This is a genomic window from Allokutzneria albata (assembly GCF_900103775.1).
In the GTDB taxonomy this organism is placed as follows: Bacteria; Actinomycetota; Actinomycetes; order Mycobacteriales; family Pseudonocardiaceae; genus Allokutzneria; species Allokutzneria albata.
On record NZ_LT629701.1, the window covers coordinates 679,361 to 693,550 of the forward strand.

At 70.0% G+C, this 14,190-nt stretch carries 12 protein-coding genes; 5 read left to right on the forward strand and 7 right to left on the reverse strand.

Going from position 1 to position 14,190, the window contains the following annotated elements:
• Positions 1-134: 134 nt before the first annotated feature.
• The 4 genes from BLT28_RS02945 to BLT28_RS02960 all read right to left on the reverse strand — a co-directional run bounded on the left by BLT28_RS02945 (position 135) and on the right by BLT28_RS02960 (position 6,167).
• Positions 135-2,912 (reverse strand): BTAD domain-containing putative transcriptional regulator, encoded by a 2,778-nt coding sequence (locus BLT28_RS02945; RefSeq protein WP_162184909.1) that lies wholly within the window; start codon positions 2,910-2,912, stop codon positions 135-137.
• Positions 2,913-3,168: 256 nt separating this feature from the next.
• Positions 3,169-3,591: a nitroreductase family deazaflavin-dependent oxidoreductase gene (locus BLT28_RS02950; protein ID WP_030432270.1), complete on the reverse strand. Its 423-nt coding sequence runs from the start codon at positions 3,589-3,591 to the stop codon at positions 3,169-3,171.
• Positions 3,592-3,700: 109 nt separating this feature from the next.
• Positions 3,701-4,897 carry an HNH endonuclease signature motif containing protein gene (locus BLT28_RS02955; RefSeq protein ID WP_052407900.1) on the reverse strand — a complete coding sequence of 399 codons (1,197 nt, stop codon included), beginning with the start codon at positions 4,895-4,897 and terminating at the stop codon, positions 3,701-3,703.
• A 343-nt stretch (positions 4,898-5,240) separates the two neighbouring features.
• The gene (locus BLT28_RS02960) at positions 5,241-6,167 is read right to left on the reverse strand and encodes an SDR family NAD(P)-dependent oxidoreductase (RefSeq protein ID WP_081900657.1); all 927 of its coding nucleotides are present in this window, start codon (positions 6,165-6,167) and stop codon (positions 5,241-5,243) included.
• 74 nt (positions 6,168-6,241) lie between these two features.
• On the opposite strand from BLT28_RS02960, the gene BLT28_RS02965 reads away from it, so the two are divergent.
• Positions 6,242-8,551, forward strand: coding sequence for a helix-turn-helix transcriptional regulator (locus BLT28_RS02965; RefSeq protein WP_030432273.1), 2,310 nt, complete (start codon positions 6,242-6,244; stop codon positions 8,549-8,551).
• 10 nt (positions 8,552-8,561) lie between these two features.
• Positions 8,562-9,308, forward strand: a complete 747-nt coding sequence (locus BLT28_RS02970) for a helix-turn-helix transcriptional regulator (protein WP_052407901.1) — start codon at positions 8,562-8,564, stop codon at positions 9,306-9,308.
• Here the strand turns inward: BLT28_RS02970 and BLT28_RS39660 are convergent.
• The gene (locus tag BLT28_RS39660) at positions 9,201-9,722 is read right to left on the reverse strand and encodes a hypothetical protein (RefSeq protein WP_156051501.1); all 522 of its coding nucleotides are present in this window, start codon (positions 9,720-9,722) and stop codon (positions 9,201-9,203) included. The two genes, BLT28_RS02970 and BLT28_RS39660, sit on opposite strands and share 108 nt — an antisense overlap.
• A gap of 165 nt (positions 9,723-9,887) precedes the next feature.
• Here BLT28_RS39660 and BLT28_RS02975 point away from each other — a divergent pair, with 165 nt between their 5' ends.
• Positions 9,888-11,063, forward strand: coding sequence for an alginate lyase family protein (locus tag BLT28_RS02975; protein WP_030432275.1), 1,176 nt, complete (start codon positions 9,888-9,890; stop codon positions 11,061-11,063).
• Here the strand turns inward: BLT28_RS02975 and BLT28_RS02980 are convergent.
• Together BLT28_RS02980 and BLT28_RS02985 are read right to left on the reverse strand one after the other, a co-directional pair.
• On the reverse strand, positions 11,060-12,286 hold the full coding sequence (locus tag BLT28_RS02980) for a beta-ketoacyl-[acyl-carrier-protein] synthase family protein (RefSeq protein ID WP_030432276.1): 1,227 nt from the start codon (positions 12,284-12,286) through the stop codon (positions 11,060-11,062). The genes BLT28_RS02975 and BLT28_RS02980 overlap by 4 nt on opposite strands.
• 41 nt (positions 12,287-12,327) lie before the next feature.
• A complete protein-coding gene (locus BLT28_RS02985; protein WP_030432277.1) occupies positions 12,328-12,681 on the reverse strand; it encodes a winged helix-turn-helix transcriptional regulator in 354 nt (117 codons plus the stop codon).
• Between the two features lie 111 nt (positions 12,682-12,792).
• Here BLT28_RS02985 and BLT28_RS02990 point away from each other — a divergent pair, with 111 nt between their 5' ends.
• Together BLT28_RS02990 and BLT28_RS02995 are read left to right on the forward strand one after the other, a co-directional pair.
• Positions 12,793-13,392 (forward strand): malonic semialdehyde reductase, encoded by a 600-nt coding sequence (locus BLT28_RS02990; protein WP_030432278.1) that lies wholly within the window; start codon positions 12,793-12,795, stop codon positions 13,390-13,392.
• On the forward strand, positions 13,392-13,730 hold the full coding sequence (locus BLT28_RS02995) for a hypothetical protein (RefSeq protein ID WP_030432279.1): 339 nt from the start codon (positions 13,392-13,394) through the stop codon (positions 13,728-13,730). The genes BLT28_RS02990 and BLT28_RS02995 overlap by 1 nt, the downstream gene beginning before the upstream one ends.
• Positions 13,731-14,190: the final 460 nt, after the last annotated feature.

The following is a 14,190-nucleotide window of genomic DNA, read 5'->3' on the forward strand; positions in this document are numbered from 1 at the left end:
AGCACGTTGCCCCCTTGGCGAAGTGTCCTGCCTGGTTTGCCGCATTTGCGGCCCAAGGGAATGGGGCGGTCCGGCCGAGCGAGTGGCAAGCCGATTCAAGTGATCATGAAAAATGACGGAGTGTTCATGAACCTTCAGGAAGGAATGCGAATCCTCGTCCATTCCGGAACCGGCGCGGACACGATCGCGGTGACCGGCGCGAGCGGGGTGCCGAGCCCGGCCGCGACGTGCCGGTGGTGGAGTTCGCGGAGGTCGGAGTTCTCGGTGCCGATGCCCGACCCCGCGAGCAGGTCTTCGGCGGCCACGCTGTCCAGCCACGCCGCGGCGTTGCGGTGCTTCTCCGCCCGCGCCACGCGGGGGAGCTGCGCGTACGCGGTGTCGCGCACCAGCGCCTGGCAGAACACGTAGCCCTGCTCGCCGGCGATCCCACCGGTGCGGACCCTGCGCAGCACCTCGCGGCGCTCCAGCTGCTCAAGGCACTGGACGATGCCCTCGATCTCCTCGTGGCCACCGACGGCGGCGATCGCGGACGCGGTCACGGTGTCCCCGAACACCGCGGCGTCCTGCACGACCGCCTTCTCCGCGACGGAGAGCGTGTCCAGCCGCGCGGCCACCACGCTGCGCACCTGGTTCGGCGGCAGCAGGTCATCGCGCGAGCGGCCGACCCGGATCATCCTGGCGTACTCGATCGCGAACAGCGGGTTGCCGCCGACGCGCCCCACCAGCGCCCGCCGGTGCTGCGCGGACCAGCCGCCGTGCGCGGTCCCGTCGTCGAGCATCGAGTCCAGCAGCTCGCCGACCGCGTTCTCCGACAACGGGTCCAGCGTCATCGTGGTCACGTTGCGGGCGCCGCCGTGCCAGCCCTGGCGCTGCTCCAGCAGTTCCGGCCGCGCGGTCGCGACCACCAGCAGCGGCACCGGCCCGACCCCGTCGGACAGACCCGCGACGAACTCCAGCAGCTCGTCGTCGGCGCGGTGCAGGTCCTCGATCACCGTCACCAGTGGCTGGTCAGCGGCCAGCTCCTCCAGCAGCCTGCGCAGCGCGGCGAAGGTCTCGGCGGAGTCCACCAGGTGCCACGGCCGCGTCGGGAAACCGGTCAGCGGCAGCAGTCCGGCCACCGTCCGCGCGCCGAGGTCGCCAGTGCCGAAAAGCTTGTGCGCCAAGCGGTTCAGCTTCGTCTCGGCCGTCGTCGCGGAATCGCCGTGCTCGATGCCGACACACGCCCGCGTCAGCTCGGTCAGCGTGCGCGAGGCGATGTCGTCGCCGAAGTACGGCACCCGCGCGGTGAACGCCTTGGCATCTGCGCTGATGCTCGACCCTGAGAGCAGGTCTTCGGAAAACTCGGTCAGCAGCCTGGTCTTGCCGATCCCGGCCTCGCCGAGCACCGTCAGCAGCTGCGGCCGCTGCCTGCGCCGCACCTGGGCGAGGGTCGCGCGGAGCAGGTCCATGTCCCGCTCGCGGTCCAGGAACGGCACGGAGGTGTGCCGCCCGATGCCGACCACCGGCTTCTCGCGGACGGCTTCGGCCTTCCACACCGCCGGCACCTCGGAGGTCGTCGAATAGACGATCAACGGCGCGCTGGCCTGCCGCGTCGTGTCGCAGACCCACACCGGCCCGCAGCGCACCACCGTGGTCATCAGCACGCAGCTGTCCACCACCGCGCCGGCCACCATCGGCGCGGCCTCGCCCGGCCGGAACTTCGCCAGCACCTCACCGGTCGCGATCGCGATCCGCAGGTCCGCCCCGTTCGGCGCCGCCGGGTCCTGCCCGACGAGCCGGTCCCGGATGGTCAGCGCCGTCCGCACCGCCCGCGCCGCGTCGTCCTCGTGCGTCCTCGGCACGCCGAACACCGCGAGCAGCACCGAGCCGACCGCGCCGATCACCGTGCCCCCCGCGTTCTCGACCTCCGCGCGCACGGTCACGCTGATGTCCAGGAACGTCTGGTCCACGTCCTCCGGGTCCTTGCCCGTGGGCTGCCGCGGCGCGACCGCCATGACGCTGACGAGCTTGCGCTCCGCGCACGGCTCCACGACGAGCGCCGCCGTGGTCGGTTCCGGTTCCTGCCGCAGGCTGACCACCTTCGGCCGGTTCGTCGGCAGCGACACCAGCGTCCGCGGCGGCGCCGGCTCCGGCAGCACCAGCGGCGTCACCGAAGCGGTCGTCGGCAGCTGCAGTGCGGCGTCGTGGTCGAGGATCGCCCGCTCCAGCTCCTGCAGCTCGCGCCCCGGCTCCAGCCCGAGCCCGTCCACCAGAGCCGTCCGCGTCCGCCGGTAGACCTGCAACGCGTCCACGTGCCGCCCGCACCGGTAGAGCGCCGTCATCAGCTGACGGCACAACCGTTCCCGGTGCGGCTCCGCCTCGAACAGCGGCTCCAGTTCGCCGAGCACGTCCGGGTGCCGCCCGCGGGCCAGCTCGACGTCGAAGTAGTCCTCCATCACCGAGACCCGCATGTCGTGCAGCTTCGCCAGTTCCGGCCAGTTCACGCCCGTCTCGACGAGGTCGGCCAGCACCGGTCCGCGCCACAGCGCCAGCGCTTCGCGCAACGCGTGCGCCGCCTGGTCGCTGCGCCCTTCCGTCAGCGCGACGCGCCCCGCCTGCGCCAGCGATTCGAACCGGGAGAGGTCGATGCGGTCCGGTTCCACCCGCAGCACGTAGCCCGGCGCGTGGGTGAGCAGCAGCGGAGTGTGCGTGGCGTCCGAGTTCGACGCGAGCACCGTCCGTAGCCCCGACACCGCGTTCTGCACCATCTTGCGCGCCGTCGAGGGCACGTCGTCCGGCCACAGCGCCCGGAGCAGCCTGCTGGTCGCCACCACCTCGTTGGCGTGCAGCAGCAGGTAGCCGAGAACCGCGCGCTGCTTGGTCCCCTTGAGGGGCGCCACCACACCGCGGTCGACCACTTCGAGTGAACCCAACACACTGAATTGCATCCGCTACCCCAGTTCACTGGCCCAGGTATTCCAGCTGATCCCAGAGTTGCCGGACCGGCCCCGGGCCGCAATGGAGCGAGGGGAATCTTGGACTTTGTACCTGAATCTCGCTCAATTACGTTCGGCACTTGACAGCTCGGGAACCCTCCGATAGTCCCCGCCGCCGCAGAGTTCTCTGACCTGCTGGTTTTCGCTTCAGAGGTGGGTGTCGGGCACTGTACGAATGCCTAGAATTCCGCGATTACCGCCCGATTCCCCGGCTCAACGCGACCACCGGGATGGTTCGGGATGTGCGCCGCTGAAAGTCCCCGAACGCCGGGTTCACCGCCACCTGCCGCGCGTACAACTCGTCCCGCTCGGCCCCTTCGGTGAAGGTCACTTCCGCTTCGAAGCGCTCCGCTCCGACCTCCACCACGGCCCGCCCGTTCGCCACCAGGTTGTGGTACCACGCCGGGTGCCGCGCATCGCCCCCGTTGGACGCGAAGACCACGAACCGCTCCCCGTCCGCCAGGTACAGCACCGGCGTCGTCCGCTCCTTCCCGCTGCGCGCACCCACCGTCGTCAGCAACAGCAACGGCGCGTCGGCGTAGGTACCGCTCATCACCCCGTTGTTGCCGCGGAACTCGTCGATGACCTTCTCGTTGTAGCTGCGCGTGTCCGTCATACCCGTCACAACGCTGCCGCACCCGATCCATTCCGCTCCCAGCCCGGGTCCGGCTTGGCCGAGCGTATGGCACGCCCACCCCAGCCTCCTTCCCGTTGGGCGCCTTGCGTTACAGCGTGAGTGGGTAGTCGACCCTGATGTTGCGCAGGGGTTTCTGCTCCACGTCGATCCACCGAGGTGGAATGACGCTCGGTATCCCGTGTTCGAAGACGATTGTCCATTCGTCTTCGTGCATGACGTGATGGTGGTAGACGCAGAGCAGGACGAGGTTGTCGAGGTCGGTGGGTCCGCCGTCTATCCAGTGCCATACGTGATGAGCTTCCGTCCACGCCGGTGGCCGATCACATCCGGGGAAGGCGCATCCCTTGTCCCGCACGGCGAGTGCTTTGCGCTGGGCCACCGAGGCGGTCCGTCGTTCCCGTCCGAGGTCGAGAGGTTCACTGTCCCCGCCCAGGACGGTGGGGATGATCCCGGCGTCGCAGCACGTCTGCCGCACCAACCCGGCCGAGGCCCGATCGCCCGTAGCGGTGGTACCGCTGCCGAGCATGGCCAGGAGTTTCTCGAAGTCCATCGTCACCACCACCGTGGGACGCCGTCCCCCGGTCTCGGGCAGATCCCGGGTGGCCATGGCCAGGTCGATGACCTCCTCGAACGCATCCGCATACCGCTGCCCCGCCGTCCGGGGATCCTTCTCCCCATCGACCGTGCGCGGTTTCGCCAGCGCGTCCAGCACAGTCTTGATCTTCTGGCCCGCGATCAGAGGGAAGACACCTTTGATGTGCAGGGACCCGTCCTGATCGCTGGCCATCCGCAACTCCCGACGAGCCACCGCTTCCTGTTCGTCGCGGAAGGTGCCGTCGGGGTCGAGGACACTGCGCAGATATTTGCCGGCCACCATCAAGTCACGCGGGTGCATCGTCGGCGCCACCCGCGCCAGGTACTGCTCGGCTTCCTCCCGACGGTCAGCAGGGACACGCTTGACGGCGTCGGAGATCACCAGCGCGTGTCGGCCGCTGATCTCCCCGGCGTACATCCGCTCCCGCGTCGCCGCAAGCTTCGGCAGTTCATGCACCAGACGGGTGCGCCGTTGGGCTTCGGCGGGTTCGAGTTTCACCTTCGACCGCAACAGAACCGCCACGTTCCTACAGCTGTGCTCGGTGTGCAGGCCCTGGGATTCCGCTTCGGTCGCGGTATCGGTGGCTGCGGCGAGAACCAGGGCCGCGAGGGTCTCCCAGTCCTTCATCCGCTCCAGCAGCGCGTCACCGGTCGCCTTGTAGTCCTCGCCCTGTGTGAGATGGTGTTTCATCAAGTGGATCAATGCCTTGGGATTCAACACTTTCACCCCCCTTCTCGACTCTCTTCCATTATCTCAAAAGAGAAGATCGACATCGAATCACGAGGGGGTGAATTCCCGGTAGCGACAACAGTTTCCATGTCCGATTCCATTGTGGACAAACGCAGGCCGCAAACGGATCCGAGGCTTTACCTGGGGTGCGCGTGCCATACGCTCGTCGCGAGGGCCGGAGTTTCATCCCGTGCCCCTGAAAGGCCCAAGGGCACGCGTAAGGGGCCCCAGGTCAAGCCGACCCCCAGCTGGTACCGGCGCCAGCTGGAAGCCCAGCCCAAGCAAGCAGGAACCCCAGCCAACGCTAAGCAGTCCCAGTGCCACCGTCAATCGACAGATGAGACCCGGTCAGATAAGGGAAATCCGCCGAAGCCACGCTCAGCACGAACGCCGCCACCTCGTCCGGCGTCGCCATCCGGCGCAGGCCGCGCACGTTCGACTTCGCCCACGTCGCCGCCATCGCGTCCCACACCGGGTCCGGCAGGTCCATCGCCCCGCCGGCCCGCCGCGTGAACTCGGAGTTCACCGTGCCGGGCAGCACGGTGTTGATCCGGATGCCCTGCATCGCGTAGTCCAGGGACGCGGACTGCACGAGCCCCACGAGACCGCTCTTCGAAGCGGCGTAAGCACTCCGGTCCGCGCCGCTCAGCTTCGCGTTGCCGGACGAAGTGATCACGATGTTCCCGCCGCCGCGCCGGAGCAGGTGCGGGATCTGGTACTTCATCGCGAGGAACACGCCGCGCAGGTTGGTGCCGAGCACGTCGTCCCATTCGGCGGAAGTGAACTCGTGCAAGGGTTTCTGGTTGGTGATCCCGGCGTTGTTGAAGCAGACGTCCAGTCCGCCGTAGGCCGAAGCGACGCGGTCGACGAAGCGCCGGACGTCCTCTTCGGACCGTACGTCGGCGCGAACGTACATGGCCTCGCCGCCCGCCGCGCGGATCTCGCGCTCGACTTCGCGGCCGAGGTTCTCGCGTCTGCCGCAGAAGCCGACCTTTCCGCCCTCCGCGGCGAAGCGCACGGCGGCGGCGCGGCCGATGCCGCTGGTGGCGCCGGTGACCACGACGACCTTGCCGGTGAAGCGCCGCGCGGCTGACGGCGTGATGTTCGGCGTCGGGGCACCGCCCTGCACGAGGGCGACTCCGGCGGCGAGCCCGGCGACGGCTCCGGCGCCCGCGGCGACGCCGCCGGTGGTCAGCAGGCGGCGACGGCTGTATGTCTTGTTCTCGTCCACGAGCCCAGCCTCGCCGCGCGCGGCCCTCGCGGCATCTGTCGAACTGACCGGTCGTCACTACGCTGGGCGGCGTGATGTACGGCCGGGAGCGCGAGCGGCGCCGGATCAGCGAGGTCGTGGAGCACGGGGGAGCCCTGGTGCTGCGCGGCCCGGCCGGGGTCGGCAAGAGCACGCTGCTGGCGGAGGTGCCCGCGACGCTGCGCGCGTGCGGAGTCGAAGCCGAGGTCGAGCTGGCCTTCAGCGGTCTGCACCAACTCCTCGGCCCGTTGCTGGACCGCCTCGACGACCTTCCGGAGTCCCAGGCGGACGCGCTGCGCCGAGCGCTCGGCCTGGCCACGGGGGAGACGACCGACCTGCTGGTGTGCGCGGCGGTGTGCGCTCTGCTGCGAGCCGCTGAGCCCCAGGTCGTGGTGATCGACGACGCCCACAACGTCGATCGCGCTTCCATGCGCGCGCTGCTCTTCACCGCTCGGCGTCTCCACGGCAGCCGCACCGCGATGGTGTTCGGCGTGCGCGACCTGGACACCGGCGACCTGCCGGAACTCACGCTCACCGGGCTCGACGACGAGGCGGCCGCGCGGCTCCTGCCCGACCTCGCACCCGCCACCCGCGCCGTTCTCCTTCGCGCCACCGGCGGCAATCCACTGGCGCTCCTCGAACTGAAGCCGGACCGCGCGGTGCTCGATGCGCTCGCCACGGGCACTGTCCCACTCGGTGAAGCTCTCCAGAACGCCTTCACCGACCGCATCGCCGCCCTACCGCAGCCACAACAGGACGCCTTGCTCGTCGCCGCGGCTGAATGCGCGGGCCGACCGGAGACAATCATGGCCGCGTGCGCAGAACTCGGAGTGCGCGTCGACGCGGTCCCCGAGTTCTCCCATCCCCTCATGCGCTCGGCCGTCTACCGAGCCGCCAACGCGGAGCGTCGCCGCGAAGTCCACAGTGCACTATCCACAGTGGAGACAGGAACCACGGCGAGGCTGCACCGCGCGCTCGCGACCACGAAGGCGAACGAACCCCTTGCCGCGGAACTGGAAGCGGACGCGGCCGACTGCACGGCGCGCGGCGGACTCGGTGCGTCGATCTCCGTGCTGACCGAAGCGGCCAGGCTCAGCGAAACCCCGGAAGCGCGGAACAGACGCCTCGCCGCCGCGACGTACGCCGCGTGGAAGTCAGGACATCCCGAGCTGGTCGCACAGGACCGCGTGTCAACGCGGCTGCGCGGGCTGATCGAGCGCTACAGCGGCGATCAGGTGACTGCCTTCGAGTATCTGTCGCGAGCCTCGAAGTCCTTGTGGGACAACGAACCTGAGCAAGCGGCAGACATGGCGTTCCTCGCGGGTGACGCCGCTGTCCACGCCGGCCTGCTGGACGAGGCGATCGCTGTCATGACTGAGGTCGCGGAGCGGGCGACCGACCTCGGATACCGGAACTTCGGTCGCTGGCTCGCAGACTGGAGTGCCACTGCTCCGGAGCCGTGGGAGGTCTTCGACGCCGCGCCGCAGGCGATCCGCCGGTCCGGCGCCCACAGGTGGCTGGTTCCGATGGCGATCAGCATGCGCGGCCCGCATCTGCGCCAGGCGCGCGAGTTCGGCCTCGAAGCAGTCGCCGATCTGCGCGAGCACGGGATGCTGGCGATCCACGCCGTTCCGCTGTACTGGCTGGCGGAGATGGAGTTCCGCCTCGGCCTGTGGGACGAGGGGACCGCACACGCCGCAGAAAGCCTGCGCGCAGCAAAAGACGCTGGTCAGCGACCTGGTGAGGCCAACGCACACGCGCTGCTCGCCCTGTTCGCCGCTGGTCGGGGCGAGGCGGGGGAGTGCAGGCGGCACTCCGCCAAAGCTCTCGAAGCGGCACTACTCGTGCGCGACCGGCTCGCGGCGGCACGGGCGACGTGGGCGCTCGCGCTGCTCGACCAGGCGCTCGGCGAGCACGAAGCGGCAGAGGAGCGCCTGGCCACCCTCGCGCACGATCTCGTAGCGCGCCAAGCACAGCAGCGCTCCGACGAGCATCCCTTCGACCGGGCGCGCACGGCTTTGGAGCGCGGCCAAGAGCTGCGCCGGAACAAGCGGGTGAAGGAAGCGCGCGGCCCGCTGCGGCTGGCCGTCGACCTCTTCGACTCGCTGGGCGCCGCGCCGTGGGCCGAGCGAGCGCGGGCGGAACTGCGTGCCTGCGGGGCGCCGAACGGTCGGTCCGCGGGCGAGCTGACGCCGCAGGAGTGGGAGGTCGCCCGGCTCGCGGCGGCCGGGCTGAGCAACCGGGAGATCGGCGAGCGGCTGTTGCTCAGTCCCCGCACGGTCGGCTACCACCTGCACAAGATCTTCCCGAAACTCGGTGTGGCCAGGCGTTCTCAGCTCCGGGCGGCTCTGGCCGACACCCGCTAGGCTCCCGCGCATGCTGGATGCGGCCGACTACCGCGCGATGTTCCGGGTTCTGGAGGCGGTCGAGCAGCTCGACACCGCCGAGCGGTTCGCGGCCACGCTGGTGGACTGGTTGGCGCGCGAGTTCGGCTGGCGTTCCCTCGTCTTCCAGCTGTCCCCCACGGATCTCAGCGACTTCCGCGCGGGCAGGGTGAGCCTGCGGACCGTCCGCTTCACCTCCAACGCCCGCCCCGCCGTGATCGACGAGATGGTGGAGCGCTGGGGCGACCACCACCCGCTCGGGCCGGGCGTCGGCGTCGGCCTGACCCGCCGCAGCGTCGTCGCGGCGTCGGAACTGTCCACCGACTCCGACGAGGCCGTGCGGCACTACTTCGACAGCTTCGTCCATCCGCGCGGGGTTGGCGACATGCTGCACGCGGCGGCGGACGCCGGTGCTCGCGGCGGGCTCGGTCTCTGCGTCTACGCCGACAACGGCCCGCGTGAGCGCGCGGTGCTGGGGAAGCTGTCGAAGATGCTGGTGCCCTTCCTGCGCCAGCACCCGGCTCCGGCAGGCCCTGGCGACGGCGCCGCGCTCACCGATCGCGAGACCCTGGTGGCCCGTCTGGTGGCGGAGGGCCACTCGAACCAGGAGATCGCGCTCCAGCTGGGGATCTCACTGGGCACGGTGAAGAAACACCTGTCCAGGGCGCTGGCCAAGACAGCAAGCGCCAGCAGGACCCAGCTCGCCTTCCGCCTTGCCCGGCGCGTGGGACCCCAGTAGCCCCGCCCTCGTCATGATCGCGTCGAGGTGGTGCTTCGGCACCAGCCAGCCCCATTCCTCGATGAAGCCGAAGTCGTCGGCGTAGCGCACCCGCGTGCGCCACAGCGCCCTGGCGAAGGTCAGGAGCGCGTCGCCGTAGGGCACCCGGGTGGCGAATCTCAGCTCACCGCGCTCCGGGCCCCGGCTCGTGCAGCGGTGCACCGCGATCCCGACCTGGCCGTCGTCCTCCAGCGCGATGTCGAGGAAGTCCTCCGCCCATCGGACGCTGACGCTGCGCCTGCCCTCCGCGAGGTCCGCGACCGCGACGACGAGGTCGGTGAACACGTGCGGCTCGGCGACCGGGCTCAGGGCGTGGTCGTCGAGCACGAGCGAGCACCGGCCCGCCCGGAACTCCACCGCAACCGTGAACGTCATGCCGCGCAGCCAAGCGCGTTCCGGGAGGGAACGACATGGGCCGGAGGTGGAACATTTCAGGAATGTGAAAAGGATTCGCCGACATGGGCGCTTGTCGTCGTGGTCGCCGACCGCACAGGCTGGAGGGCGTCGCGCCGCCGCAGCCGAGGAACGCGAGGAACAGCCATGTCCGGTCCGGCGCGAAGAAGGCTGGCCGCCGCGCTCGCCGCGGTGACGGCCCTGATCATGATCCCGCCGCCCGCGGTGGCCGCCCCGCCGGTCTTCCGGCATCCGGGAGTGCTGGTCAGCACACCACAACTGGACTTCGTCCGGGGCAGGGTGAACGCGGGAGCACAGCCCTGGCGTACCGCCTTCGACCGCCTGCTCGCCAGTCCGTACGCGTCGTTGTCCCGCACCCCGAAACCACGCGCGGTCGTGGAGTGCGGGCCCTACTCCAAGCCCGACAACGGTTGTACCGATGAGCGCGAGGACGCGATCGCGGCGTACACGCTCTCCCTCGCCTGGTACGTCACGCAGGACACCAAGTACGCGGACAAGGCCGTCGCGATCATGGACGCGTGGTCGGCGGTGATCCGGGACCACACCAACTCCAACGCGCCGCTGCAGACCGCGTGGTCGGCCTCCTCGTGGACCAGGGCGGCGGAGATCATCCGGCACACCGCCCCGAACTGGCCGGGAGCCGGGCGCTTCGCCACCATGCTGCGCACCGTCTACCTCCCCGAGGTGGTCAACGGGCGCGCGAACACCAATGGCAACTGGGAACTGACGATGATGGAGGCGACCCTCGGGATCGCCGTGTTCACCGAGGACCGGGCCACCTACGACCGCGCGGTGGGCATCTTCCGCACCCGCGTCCCCGCCTACGTCTACCTGGCGAGCGACGGGGCGCTGCCGAAGACGCCGCCCGGCTCCGGTATCGACACCAGGGCGGAGATCATCGCCTACTGGCACGACCAGAGCACGTTCGTCGACGGCCTCAGCCAGGAGACCTGCCGCGACTTCACGCACACCGGGTACGGGCTCGCCTCCATCGCGAACTTCGCCGAGACCGCGCGGCACCAGGGCCAGGACCTCTACGCCGAGATCCGGGACCGGCTGCGGCACGCGATGGGGCTGCACGCCAGGTACCAGCTGGGCGAGGCCGTGCCGTCATGGCTGTGCGGCGGCAGCGTCAAGCGCGGCCTCGGCCCGGTGCTGGAGGTCGGTCACAACGCGCTCGCCAACCGGCTGGGCATCCCGATGAGCAGCACCCGGCGGTTGGTCGAGCAGCAGCGCCCCGAAGGCACCAACAACCTCTTCGTCGCGTGGAACACACTGACCCACGCGGAGAATCCACATTAGACGGACGAGAACACCAGCGCCGTGTTGTGCCCGCCGAAGCCGAAGGAGTTGCTGAGCGCGGCGGGCACGTCCATGTGCCGCGCCTCGGCCCTGGTCACCTCGACCGGGAGGTCGTCGTCCGGGTCGTTGAGGGTCGGCGTCGGCGGAACCACGTTGTGGTGCACCGAAAGCACGGTCGCCACCGCTTCGAGCGCGCCGGCGGCGCCGAGCAGGTGCCCGGTCATCGACTTGGTCGCGCACACCAGCGCGGCGTCGCCGAAGACCTCGTGGATCGCGCGCGCCTCGTTGCCGTCGCCGGTCGGCGTCGAGGTGGCGTGCGCGTTCACGTGCACGATGTCCTTTTCGGACAGTCCGGCCTCGGCGAGCGCGTGCCGCATCGCCCTGACCTGACCCTCTTCCGCGGGCGCGACCATGTCGTAGGCGTCGGAGGTGACCCGCGCTCCGGCCAGCTTCGCGTAGGGCGTGCGGCCGCGAGCGGCGGCGAACTCGGCGCGCTCGATGACCAGCACCGCCGAGCCCTCGCCGAGCACGAACCCGTCACGGGTCTTGTCGAAGGGCCGCGACGCGGTCTCCGGCTCGTCGTTGCGCGTGGACAGCGCCTGCGCCTGGCCGAACCCGGCCATGGTCAGCTGGTTCACGCACGCCTCGGTACCGCCCGCGATCACCACGTCGGCCCGGCCCAGCCGGATCAGGTCCAGCGCGTGCGCCACCGCCTCGGCCCCGGACGCGCAGGCGCTGACCGGCGTGATCGCCCCGGCCCGCGCGCCGAACTCCAGGCTGATCACGGCGGCGCTGCTGTTCGGCATGATCATCTGGATCATGCGCGGGGAGACCCGGCGCGGACCCCTGGTGCGCAGCGCCTCCTCGTTCTCCAGCAGGCTGTTGATGCCGCCGATGCCGGTGGCCACCACGACCGCGAGCCGGTCGGGGTCGACAGTGTCTCCAGACGCGCCTGCGGCGAAGCCGGCGTCGGCCCACGCCTCCCGCGCCGCGACGAGCGCGGCCTGGGTGGAGCGGTCCATCTTGCGGGCCACCACGCGGTCGATCTTCTCGGTCGGCTCCTGCGCCATCCGGGCCGCGATGCGCGCCTTGAGCGGTTCGGCCCACTCGTCGGTCAGCGCGGCGGCACCGGAGCGCCCGGCCAGCAACCCCGCCCAGGTGGAGGCGACGTCTCCGCCGAGCGGGGTGGTCGCGCCAAGGCCGGTGATCACTGCGTCGGTCATCGATCGTCCTTCTGGTCAGCCGGGGGCGTGCGGTGACCAGACTATTTGATGGCCTCGCGGCACTTCTTCTCCGGCAGGTTGCCCGCCGCCCAGTCGGCCAGCTTCTCCAGCACCGGCAGCAGGTTCTCGCCGCTCGCGGTCAGCCGGTAGCTCACCGACAGCGGCGGCCCCGGGCTGACGTCCCTGCTCAGCAGCCCCGCCGCGGTCAGCTCGGTGAGCCGGTCGGACAGCATCGAGTCGCTGATCCCGGCGATGGCGCGCTTCAGCTCGGCGAAGCCGGCCGGGCCGTGCGAGAGCGTGCCGATGATCACGCCGTTCCACCGCTTGCCCAGGAAGTCGAAGGCGCGCGCCAGCGCTCCGTCGCAGGTCCGCGCGTCCTTGGGGGCTCTGGGCATGGGTGCAGTGTATCCAAACTCCTGAACCACTAGCCACTTCGAATCCAGAAGTGCTACGTTTTCAGGAGTGACTCCGGATAACCGATCCGGTCGAGCGCGAGGAGACCCGAGATGACCGAGCACCTGGAGCTGGACAAGGCGGCGCAGGAACTGCTGTTCACCGAGGCGCGCACCGCCAACTCGTTCAGCCCGGAGCCGGTGCCCGACGAGACGCTGCGCGCGATCTGGGAGCTGGCGAAGTGGGCGCCGACGGCGATGAACAGCAACCCGCTGCGCGTGGTCTACCTGCGCACCGAGGAGGCCAAGGCGCGGCTGGTCCCGCACATGGCCGAGGCGAACCAGGCCAAGACCGCCACCGCGCCCGTGGTCGCTGTGCTCGCCGCGGACGCCGAGTTCCACGAGCACATGCCGCGGCTGTTCCCGATCCGCGACGGAGTGCGCGAGTACTTCGCCGGCGACGACGCCGCGCGCACGCACACCGCCGAGTTCAACTCCGCGCTGCAGGCGGGCTACTTCCTGCTGGCCGTCCGCGCGGCGGGGCTGGCCGCCGGGCCGATGGGCGGCTTCGACCGCGCGGGCGTCGACGCCGAGTTCTTCGCCGACGGCCGCCACCGCTCGATCCTGGTGGTGAACATCGGCAAGCCGGGGGAGAACGCGTGGTTCGACCGCCTGCCGCGGCTCGACTACGACGAGGTCGTCACACTCGTCTGATGGCCGAGTTCTTCGACGTCGCCGACGAGCTGGTGCGCCGCTCGGGTGTGGTGGTGGAACGCCGCAAGGGCGCGGCCCACCCCCGCTACCCGGAGGTGGTCTACCCGCTCGACTACGGCCACGTCCCGGCGACGACCGGCGGGGACGGCGCGGAGGTGGACGTGTTCGTCGGCACCGCGGGCGGCGGTGTGTGCGGCGCCCTGGTCACCGCGGACCCGGGCAAGGGCGACGTCGAGGTGAAGCTGCTCGTGGGCTGTTCCCCTGCCGAGGCCGCCGAGGCGGAGCGCTTCCTCCGCGAGACCCTCCGCCTCGGCGTCCGGCGGGTTACTTTCGAGTAGAATTCGTATTAACGCCTTAAAAGTGACCTGTTCTACATTCGACGTAGACCTTTGGTCAAAACTGGATCAAGCGTTATCAAGCGAAGGTCAAGATTGCTTGACGCTGCTCTCGATTCCTGCGACCTTTTGTGTGTCGAACACAATGGGATTCGGAAAAGAGGAGTGGGAACAGTGGGTAACCAGGAGTCGAACGTGAGCGTGACGCGTGTTTCCCGGCGGGGCGCGAGCTGTCGTTCCCAATGCGAGAACGCGAGCTGTTTTCTCGCCTGCGTCGCCGCGAAGACCCGTGAGCAGGGCAACCCGTGGTTCACCAGCGGGGTTGTCACTTCCCCCAGGTCCCGCCGCCCGCTCGCGCCCGAGCCCGCCTCCCGCCGCCCCCGTGCCGCGTCCTGGCCGTCCGCGTTCTGACGCCTTCTCCGCTCGCGCCCGAGCCCCTCCGCCACCGATGAGCGGACGGGGC

Bases quoted from the DNA above. Each gene is read 5' to 3' on its own strand.
- BLT28_RS02950 (WP_030432270.1), bottom strand. From the start codon at position 3,591: ATGACGGACACGCGCAGCTACAACGAGAAGGTCATCGACGAGTTCCGC.
- BLT28_RS02955 (WP_052407900.1), bottom strand. From the start codon at position 4,897: ATGAAACACCATCTCACACAGGGCGAGGACTACAAGGCGACCGGTGAC.
- BLT28_RS02965 (WP_030432273.1), top strand. From the start codon at position 6,242: ATGTACGGCCGGGAGCGCGAGCGGCGCCGGATCAGCGAGGTCGTGGAG.
- BLT28_RS02970 (WP_052407901.1), top strand. From the start codon at position 8,562: ATGCTGGATGCGGCCGACTACCGCGCGATGTTCCGGGTTCTGGAGGCG.
- BLT28_RS39660 (WP_156051501.1), bottom strand. From the start codon at position 9,722: ATGACGTTCACGGTTGCGGTGGAGTTCCGGGCGGGCCGGTGCTCGCTC.
- BLT28_RS02975 (WP_030432275.1), top strand. From the start codon at position 9,888: ATGTCCGGTCCGGCGCGAAGAAGGCTGGCCGCCGCGCTCGCCGCGGTG.
- BLT28_RS02980 (WP_030432276.1), bottom strand. From the start codon at position 12,286: ATGACCGACGCAGTGATCACCGGCCTTGGCGCGACCACCCCGCTCGGC.
- BLT28_RS02985 (WP_030432277.1), bottom strand. From the start codon at position 12,681: ATGCCCAGAGCCCCCAAGGACGCGCGGACCTGCGACGGAGCGCTGGCG.
- BLT28_RS02990 (WP_030432278.1), top strand. From the start codon at position 12,793: ATGACCGAGCACCTGGAGCTGGACAAGGCGGCGCAGGAACTGCTGTTC.
- BLT28_RS02995 (WP_030432279.1), top strand. From the start codon at position 13,392: ATGGCCGAGTTCTTCGACGTCGCCGACGAGCTGGTGCGCCGCTCGGGT.